The sequence below is a fragment of the Inquilinus sp. genome, from assembly GCF_057815775.1.
On the sequence record NZ_JBYRFX010001161.1, the window covers coordinates 1 to 8,222 of the forward strand.

Genomic DNA, 8,222 nt, shown 5'->3' on the forward strand with positions numbered 1-8,222 from the left:
CAGGCTGGTGTCGCTGGCCGGATAGGCCCGGCCGACGCTCTCCGGCGTCATGAAGCCGATGATCTTGGCCCGGATCCGGGCGAACTGGTCGTCATCGCCCGCCGGCATGGTCGTCGGCTGCGGCGTCTGGGTGATGGTGGCCTGCACCGCCTCGATCCGGTCGGACGTCAGCGGGTGGGTGCGGGTGTAGGGAGAGCCGTCCGGGTGGGTCAGCTCGGCATCCTGCATGCGCTTGAGGAAGTCCAGCATGCCCTGGGCCGGGATGTGGGCCTGGGACAGGAAGCGCAGGCCGGCCTGGTCGGCCGAGCTTTCGATCCCGCGGGTGAAGTTGACCATGTTCTGCCGCACCATGTCCTGGGCGGTCACCGCACCGGCGATGGCGGCGTCGCCGCGCCCGGCCGCGGCGCCGGCGGCGGCGCCCAGCAGCGAGCCGACGGTGGCGATCAGTTTGCTGCGCTCCATCTGCTCCGCACCGCGCACGAGATGGCCGCCGGCGATGTGCCCGGTCTCGTGCGCCAGCACGCCCAGCAGCTCGTCGGCGCTGCGCGTCTCCGCGATCAGCCCGGTGTTGATGAAGATGTTCTGGCCGCCGGCGATGAAGGCGTTCACCGAATCGTCGCTGACCAGGTTGATGCTGACTGCATCCGGGTCCAGCCCGGCTGCCCGGAAGATTGGCGTCATCATCCGGTGGATGCTAGTTTCGATCTCGGCGTCGCGGATCACCGGAATGCGTTGCGCCTGGGCCGCCGTCAGCGGTCCCATGATCGCCGCCGCCACCGCCAGCACCAAGATTCGAATGACCCGTCCCAACGCCCCGCTCCGTTCGTGCCGGCGATCCGCCCCTCTGGATCATCACGCTAGAAACCGAATGTGTCGAGCCGGCGGCGCCGTTGCATTGCCTGTCACCCATATCGCCGAAGAGACCCGACCGTCATGAAGATCTCCCGCCGCGGCCAGGTGCCGCCCTTCATCGTGATGGATGTGATGAGCGCGGCCGCCGCGCGCGAGAAGACGCATGGCGACGTGCTGCATCTCGAGGTCGGCCAGCCCAGCACCCCGGCGCCGGCCGGCGTGCTGGCGGCGGCGCAGGCGGCGTTGCGCGACGACAGGATCGGCTACACCGTTGCCCTCGGCATCCCGCCGCTGCGCCAGGCCATCGCCGACCATTACGGCCGGGCCTACGGCACCGCGGTGACGCCCGAGCAGGTGGTGGTGACCACCGGTTCCTCCGGCGCCTTCCTGCTGGCCTTCCTCGCCGCCTTCGATGTCGGCGACCGGGTGGCGCTGGCGGCGCCGGGCTATCCCGCCTACCGCAACATCCTGACTGCGCTGGGCATCGAGGTGGTGGAGATCCCGGCCGGGCCGGAGACGCGCTACCAGCCGACGCCGGAGCTGCTGGAGCGCCATGGCGGCAGGCTGGACGGGCTGATCGTCGCCAGCCCGGCCAACCCGACCGGCACCATGCTGTCGCCCGAGGCGCTGGCCGAGCTGACGGCCTATTGCGAAGCCAAGTCGATCCGGCTGGTGTCGGACGAGATCTACCACGGCATCACCTACGGCATGGGCACCCGGACGGCGCTGGAGACCGGCCGCAGCGCCATCATCGTCAACAGCTTCTCGAAATACTATTCGATGACCGGCTGGCGGCTGGGCTGGCTGGTGCTGCCGGAGGAGCTGGTGCGGCCGGTCGAATGCCTGGCGCAGAACTTCGCCATCTCGCCGCCGACCCTGTCGCAATACGCGGCGGTGGCGGCCTTCGATTGCGGTGAGGAGCTGGACCGCAACGTTGTCCGCTATAGCCGCAACCGCGGCCTGCTGCTGGAGGCACTACCGCGCGCCGGCTTCGACCGGCTGGCCCCGGCCGACGGCGCCTTCTACCTCTATGCCGAGATCGGCCACCTGACCAATGACAGCCTGGAGTTCTGCCGGCGCATGCTGGCCGAAACCGGGGTGGCGGCGACGCCGGGCGTCGATTTCGACCCGGTGCGCGGCCATGCGACCATGCGCTTCTCCTTCGCCGGTGCGACCGAGGAGATGGCGGAGGCGGCCGACCGGCTGCAGCGCTGGCTTCGCTGACATGGCCCGCCGCGCCGCGTCCCGCTGGCGGCCGCGGCTGCCAAGCCTGCGCCTCCCCGGCGGCCTTGGCCGCTGGTGGGGCCGGCGGCGCTGGTGGTCGAAGATCCTGTGGGGGCTGTTCGCGCTGCTGGTTCTGGCGCCGCTGGCGCTGACCATCGTCTACCGTGTGGTGCCGGTGCCTGCGACGCCGCTGATGGTGCTGCGGCTGTTCGAGGGCGAAGGCTGGCACCGCGACTGGGTGGCGTGGGACGACATCGCGCCCGCGATGGCCAAGGCGGCGATGGCGGGCGAGGACAATCTGTTCTGCCGGCATGACGGCTTCGACTGGGGGTCGATGCGCCAGGCCTGGGACCATTACCGCTCCGGCGTCGGCCGGCTGCGCGGCGGCAGCACCATCTCGAACCAGACGGCGAAGAACGTCTTCCTGTGGGATGGCCGCACCCTGCTGCGCAAGGGCTTCGAGGCCTATCTGACCGTGATGATCGAGGCGCTGTGGCCGAAGCGCCGGATCATGGAGGTCTATCTCAACGTGGTCGAACTCGGCCCCGGCATCTATGGGGTCGAGGCGGCGTCGCAGGCCTATTTCGGCAAGAGCGCGAAGCAGCTGTCGGCGCGCGAGGCGTCGCTGCTGGCCGCGGTGCTGCCCAATCCGCGCGGCTGGTCCGCCGGCAAGCCCTCACGCTATGTCGCGGGCCGCGCCGCCACCATCCAGGGCCGCATCGGCCAGCTCGGCGACCTACTCGATTGCGTCGAGTGATCGCCGCCGATTTCCTCTTCCTCGGAATGACCCCATGACCGGACCCGATCACATGGACCCACATGTCGCTCCCGTCGCCCTCGACAAGGCGTACCGGCTGCTCAATCACGGCCCCACGGTGCTGGTGTCCGCCCGCGCCGGCGGCGTCGACAATGTGATGGCGGCGGCCTGGGCCTGCGCGCTCGATTTCTCACCGTCCAAGGTGACCGTGGTGCTGGACAAGATCGCCGCAACGCGCGGGCTGGTCGATGCCAGCGGCAGCTTCGTCCTCCAGGTGCCGACCGTCGCGCAGCTCGAGCTGACGCGGGCGGTGGGCACCCGCAGCCTGGGCGACGAGCCCGACAAGCTGGCGCGCATCGGCGTCGATCTGTTCCGGATGCCCGGCGTCGAGGCGCCTCTGGTCCGGGGCTGCTCGGCTTGGCTGGCCTGCCGGGTCATTCCCGAACCGCATATCCAGCAAACCTACGACCTGTTCATCGGCGAGGTCGTCGCCGCCTGGGCCGACACCCGCGTTTTCAGGGACGGCCGCTGGCACTTCGAGGATGCCGGGCCGGAATGGCGCAGCCTGCACCATGTCTCCGGCGGCCATTTCTACGCGATCGGCGAAGCCCTGGACGCCCAGGTTTAGGCCCTCAATCCTCCTCGGTCGCCAGCTGCGCCAGGATGCGGCCGCGACCCATCTGGCGCAGCACCAGCGGCACCACCACGACCAGCACGGTGATGGCCAGCAGGGTGATCGAGATCGGCGAGGACACCAGGATCATCGGGTCGCCGCGGCTGTTCTGCAGCGCCCGGCGCAGCGGCAGTTCCGCCATCGGCCCCAGGATGAAGCCGACCACGACCGGCGCGATCGGGTAGTGGAAGCGCCGCAGCATGTAGCCGAGCAGGCCGAAGGCCAGCAGCAGCCCGAGCTGGAACGATGATGGGTTCGATCCGATGGTGCCCAGCGTGGCGAACACCATGATGCCGCCATACAGCCAGGGGCGCGGGATCGACAGCAGCCGGACCCACAGGCCCACCAGCGGCAGGTTCAGCACCAGCAGCATGGCGTTGGCGACGAACAGGCTGGAGATCAGGCCCCAGACCAGGTCGGGGTTGGTCTGGAACAGCGGCGGCCCCGGCTGGATGTTGTATTGCTGGAACCCGGCCAGCAGGATCGCCGCGGTGGCCGAGGTCGGCAGGCCGAGCGTCAGCAGCGGCACCAGCGTGCCGGCGGCCGAGGCGTTGTTCGCCGCCTCCGGCCCGGCCACGCCCTCGATCGCGCCATGGCCGAATTCCTCCGGGTGCTTCGACAGCTTCTTCTCGGTGGCGTAGGACAGGAAGGTCGGGATCTCGGCGCCGCCGGCGGGCATCACCCCGATCGGGAAGCCGAACAGGGTGCCGCGCAGCCAGGGTTTCCAGGACCGCTTCCAGTCCGACTTGCTCATCCAGATCGAGCCGCGGATCGCCTCGATGTGCTCGGCAACCCGGCCCTGGCTGCCGGCGACCGACAGCGCCTCGCCGATGGCGAACAGGGCGACCGCAAGGATGGTGACGCCGATGCCGCCCAGCAGCTCCGGGCTGCCGAAGGTCAGCCGGGCCCGGCCGCTCAGCTCGTCCAGGCCGATCAGGCCGATGGTGAGGCCGATGGCGAGCGAGGTCAGCCCGCGCATCGGCGAATCGCCGAAGGCGGCGGACACGGTGATGAAGGCCAGCAGGATCAGCGCGAACTTCTCCGGCTCGCCGAAGGAGATGGCGATCTTGGCGACCTCGGGCGCGATGAAGGCCAGGGCCGCCGTCGCGATCAGCCCGGCGACGAAGGACCCGATCGCCGCCGTGGCCAGGGCGGGGCCGCCGCGGCCGGCGCGGGCCATCTTGTTGCCCTCCAGCGCGGTGATGATCGAGGCGCTCTCGCCCGGCGTGTTGAGCAGGATCGAGGTGGTCGAGCCGCCATACATGCCGCCGTAATAGATGCCGGCGAACATGATCAGCGACCCGCCGGGGTCGAGCGAATAGGTCACCGGCAGCAGCAGCGCCACGGTCAGGGCCGGGCCGATGCCCGGCAGCACCCCGACCGCGGTGCCAAGGGTGACGCCGATCAGGGCATACAGCAGGTTGATCGGCTGCAGAGCGACGGCGAAGCCCTGGGCGAGGAAGCCGAAAGTGTCCATACGTCAGGCCTTCACGAAAACAGCTTTTCCAGTGGGCCCGCGGGCAGGGTCAGGTCCAGCCCCTTGGCGAAGATCACCCAGACCACCAGGGCGAAGACGATGCCGATCGGGATGGTCCGCCACAGCGGGCCGCGGCCGAACGCCTTCACGGTCGCGGCGAACAGCAGGCCGGTCGCGATCGAGAAGCCGGCCGTGCTCAGCAGCAGCATCTGGGCGGCCAGGCCGCCGACGATCCAGGCGATCGGCGGCAGGTCGTCCTTTTCCCGCGGCGGCGTGTCGCCGCGCCAGGCGCCGATCGCCGCCCACACCGCCAGGATCAGCAGCAGGCCGCCGATCAGGCGGGGGAAGATCGCGGGGCCGAAGCGCGCCGCGAACCCCTTCACATTCAGCAGGCTGGCGTCCCAGAACAGCACCGCGGCGACGATGGCCAGGGCTGCGGCGATCCCCAGGGCCGGCCAGTCCGGCCGACGCTTAACGGTGTGTTCCGGGGCGATGCTCATTCGGCCAGGCCGATGTCTTTGAGGATCTGGCCGGTGGTGCCGATATCGGCAGCGAGCTGCTTGTCGAACGCATCGCCGGCCAGGTAGGTGTCGATCCAGCCCTTGGTCTTCAGCGTTTCCTGCCACGCCTTCGACTTGGCCAGCGCCTCGATGTCGGCGGCGACGGCCGCCTTCTGCTCAGGGCTCAGCCCCGGGGCTGCCGCGATCATGCGCCAGTTCTGCACCTCGACGTCGAGCCCCGACTCCTTCAGGGTCGGCGCATCGACGCCGGGCAGACGCGCGCTGCTGGACACGGCCAGGACGCGCAGGGTCCCCGCCTTGACCTGAGGTTCGAACTCGCCATAGCTCGAGATGCCGGCCGTCACTTGGCCGCTCAGCACCGCCGCCAGGGCCTCGCCGCCGCCGGAATAGGCGATGTAGTTGATCTCGGTCGGGTCCACCCCGGCCGCCTTGGCGATCAGCCCGACCGCGATGTGGTCGGTGCCGCCGGCCGAACCGCCGGCCCAGGTCACGCCGCCCGGATCCTTCTTCAGCGCCGCCACCAGATCCTGCACCGTCTTCACCGCCGAATCCTTCGGCACGACGATCGCCTCGTATTCGCCGGTCAGGCGGGCGATCGGGGTGACGTCGGCCAGGGTGATCTGCGATTTGTTGGTGATGATGCCGCCGACCATGACGTAGCCGCCGACGATCAGGGCCTTCGGGTCGCCCTTGGACTGGCTGGCGAACTGGGCCAGGCCGATCGTGCCGGCGGCGCCGGGCACGTTGACGACCTGGACGCTGCGCGAGATGCCCTCGGCCTGCAGCGCCGCCTGCATCGAGCGCGCCGTCTGGTCCCAGCCGCCGCCGGGGCCGGCCGGCGCCATGATGCTGTAGTCGTTCGCCTGGGCCGACAGGGGCAGCGCCAGCAGCGCGGCCACGGTGGCGATCGCCAGTCTCTTCATCGATAATCCTCCCTTATGGGTTTGTTTTTCGGCCGAACGCGAACGGTCCCGCGCCCGAGGCGCAGGTCGGGCCGTCGCCGGCCGGTGATGTGCTGAATTCGACTCAATTGCCGCGTGTCGCGGCGCCTCCCTGGCCCGTTGCTTGGCCCGGGCATCCCTGACGGGCCCGGTTCGGGACCAGTCTAGGGACGCAACCTGTCAGCGTCCTGTCATGGCGCCGGCGACGAGGCGCCGCCAGGTCTGCAGGAAGCGTTCGCGCCGCCGGTCGTCCAGCGCCACCAGCAGCGACGGCCCCAGCGGGATCGGCTGCAGCGCGCCCTCGGCCCGGCCGGCGATCGAGCCGGCGGTCCAGCGGCCGTCGGTGTCCGGCATGATCGCCCCCAGGCCGGTAACCCCCGCCGCCAGGGCCTGGCCGCGCGGCGACAACAGGTAGTCGACGAAGGCGCGGGCCAAATCGGCATCCGGCGCCTCGCGCGGGATCAGGGCGACCCGGGTCATGATCAGCGCGTAGTCCTCCGGCACCACCACGCCGATGCGCTGCCCCGCCGCCTGCCGGGCGAAGGCGTAGGACCCCAGGACGTTGTAGCCCAGGATCAGCTCGCCGCTCTCGACCCGGTCCAGCATCTCCGGGCTGCTGCCGCTCAGCCGGGCCTCGACCGCGCCGAAGGCGGTGGCCAGCCGCCAGAAGTTGGACGAGATCAGCGCATCCTGCGTCGCCAGCAGATGGCCGATGCCGCTGCGGGCGATGTCGTAGGTCGCGACCCGATGGCGGAACCGGTCCGGCTGCGCCTCCAAGAGCTCGGTCAGCTGCAGATGCGACCGCGGCACCTCCGCCTCCGGCAACTGGTCGGGGTCGTAGACGATCACCGCCGGCTCGAAGGTGAAGCCGATCGCCTCGGCGCGCCACTGCGCCCAGTGCGGCAGCCGGTCCAGCCAGGGCGAGGCATAGGGCTGGGCATAGCCGTCATTGGCCAGCTTCACCTGCAGGTCGGCGGCGGAGCTGATCATCAGATCGGGGGCAGGGGACAGGCGGCCGCCCGACGCCGCCTCATACATCGGCAGCGTGTCGGTCTCCTCATAGACCACCCGGATCTCGGGCCGCAGCTGCTGGAAATCGGTGATGAAGCGGGCAAACAGCGGCGTGTCGGTGGCGCCGAGGATGGTCAGGGTGCGGCTGCCGCCGGCCGGGGCCGGCCAGGTCGTGGTGCCCGGCGCGGCAAGGCCCGGATCGGTCAGGGCCGCCAGGGCGACGATGCCGATCGCCGCCAACGTGCCCAGGCCGCGGAGCCGGCGCCGCACACGGTCGGCCGCCACCGGCAGTTCCACCCGCACCTGCAGCCCGCCGCCCGGCCGGTCCAGCAGCGCCAGCCTTCCGCCATGCGCCGCCACCACCGTGCGCACGATCGACAGGCCCAGCCCGGATCCGGCCTGCGCTTGCCCGGCCTGGCCGCGGATGAAGCGCTCCAGCACCAGCTCCTTCTCCTGGTCCGGGATGCCGGGGCCGCGGTCGGAGACCAGGATGACGGCCCGCCCGGCCTCCAGCGCCGCCGCGACCTCGACGGTCCCGTCCGGCGCATGGGTCAGGGCGTTGTCGATCAGGTTCCACACCATTTCGCGCAGCGCCACCCGGTCGCCATTGACGGCGGCATCGGCCGCATCAGGGCTCACCGTGACCGCCAGCCGGTCGGCATCGGCCGAATCCAGGCGCTGCCGGACATCCTCGATCACCGCCTCCAGCCCCACCGCGGTGGCCTCGCGCGCCTCAAGGCGATGGCGGACGGTGGCGTCCATCAGC

At 70.6% G+C, this 8,222-nt stretch carries 8 protein-coding genes; 3 read left to right on the forward strand and 5 right to left on the reverse strand.

Translation table 11 applies throughout. The features are described from left to right. Nucleotides 1-810: M48 family metallopeptidase (locus AC3XYG_RS41070; protein ID WP_489145691.1), on the reverse strand; the 810-nt coding region annotated here is incomplete at its 3' end. 123 nt (nt 811-933) lie between these two features. Here AC3XYG_RS41070 and AC3XYG_RS41075 point away from each other — a divergent pair. From AC3XYG_RS41075 to AC3XYG_RS41085, 3 genes are read left to right on the forward strand one after another with little or no spacing between them, the layout of a single operon-like run. Continuing rightward, complete coding sequence (locus tag AC3XYG_RS41075) at nt 934-2,076, forward strand: pyridoxal phosphate-dependent aminotransferase (RefSeq protein WP_489145692.1); 1,143 nt, start codon at nt 934-936, stop codon at nt 2,074-2,076. A gap of 1 nt (nt 2,077) precedes the next feature. Continuing rightward, nucleotides 2,078-2,833 carry a monofunctional biosynthetic peptidoglycan transglycosylase gene (gene mtgA / locus AC3XYG_RS41080; protein ID WP_489145693.1) on the forward strand — a complete coding sequence of 252 codons (756 nt, stop codon included), beginning with the start codon at nt 2,078-2,080 and terminating at the stop codon, nt 2,831-2,833. A gap of 34 nt (nt 2,834-2,867) precedes the next feature. After that, a complete protein-coding gene (locus AC3XYG_RS41085) occupies nt 2,868-3,461 on the forward strand; it encodes a flavin reductase family protein (RefSeq protein WP_489145694.1) in 594 nt (197 codons plus the stop codon). Between the two features lie 4 nt (nt 3,462-3,465). Here the strand turns inward: AC3XYG_RS41085 and AC3XYG_RS41090 are convergent, their stop codons facing one another. The 4 genes from AC3XYG_RS41090 to AC3XYG_RS41105 form a co-directional block, all read right to left on the reverse strand. Continuing rightward, a complete protein-coding gene (locus AC3XYG_RS41090; RefSeq protein WP_489145695.1) occupies nt 3,466-4,983 on the reverse strand; it encodes a tripartite tricarboxylate transporter permease in 1,518 nt (505 codons plus the stop codon). 11 nt (nt 4,984-4,994) lie between these two features. Beyond that, nucleotides 4,995-5,483 carry a tripartite tricarboxylate transporter TctB family protein gene (locus tag AC3XYG_RS41095; protein WP_489145696.1) on the reverse strand — a complete coding sequence of 163 codons (489 nt, stop codon included), beginning with the start codon at nt 5,481-5,483 and terminating at the stop codon, nt 4,995-4,997. Continuing rightward, nucleotides 5,480-6,427, reverse strand: coding sequence for a Bug family tripartite tricarboxylate transporter substrate binding protein (locus AC3XYG_RS41100; protein WP_489145697.1), 948 nt, complete (start codon nt 6,425-6,427; stop codon nt 5,480-5,482). The genes AC3XYG_RS41095 and AC3XYG_RS41100 overlap by 4 nt, the downstream gene beginning before the upstream one ends. A 198-nt stretch (nt 6,428-6,625) precedes the next feature. Continuing rightward, nucleotides 6,626-8,222: extracellular solute-binding protein (locus AC3XYG_RS41105; protein ID WP_489145698.1), on the reverse strand; the 1,597-nt coding region annotated here is incomplete at its 5' end.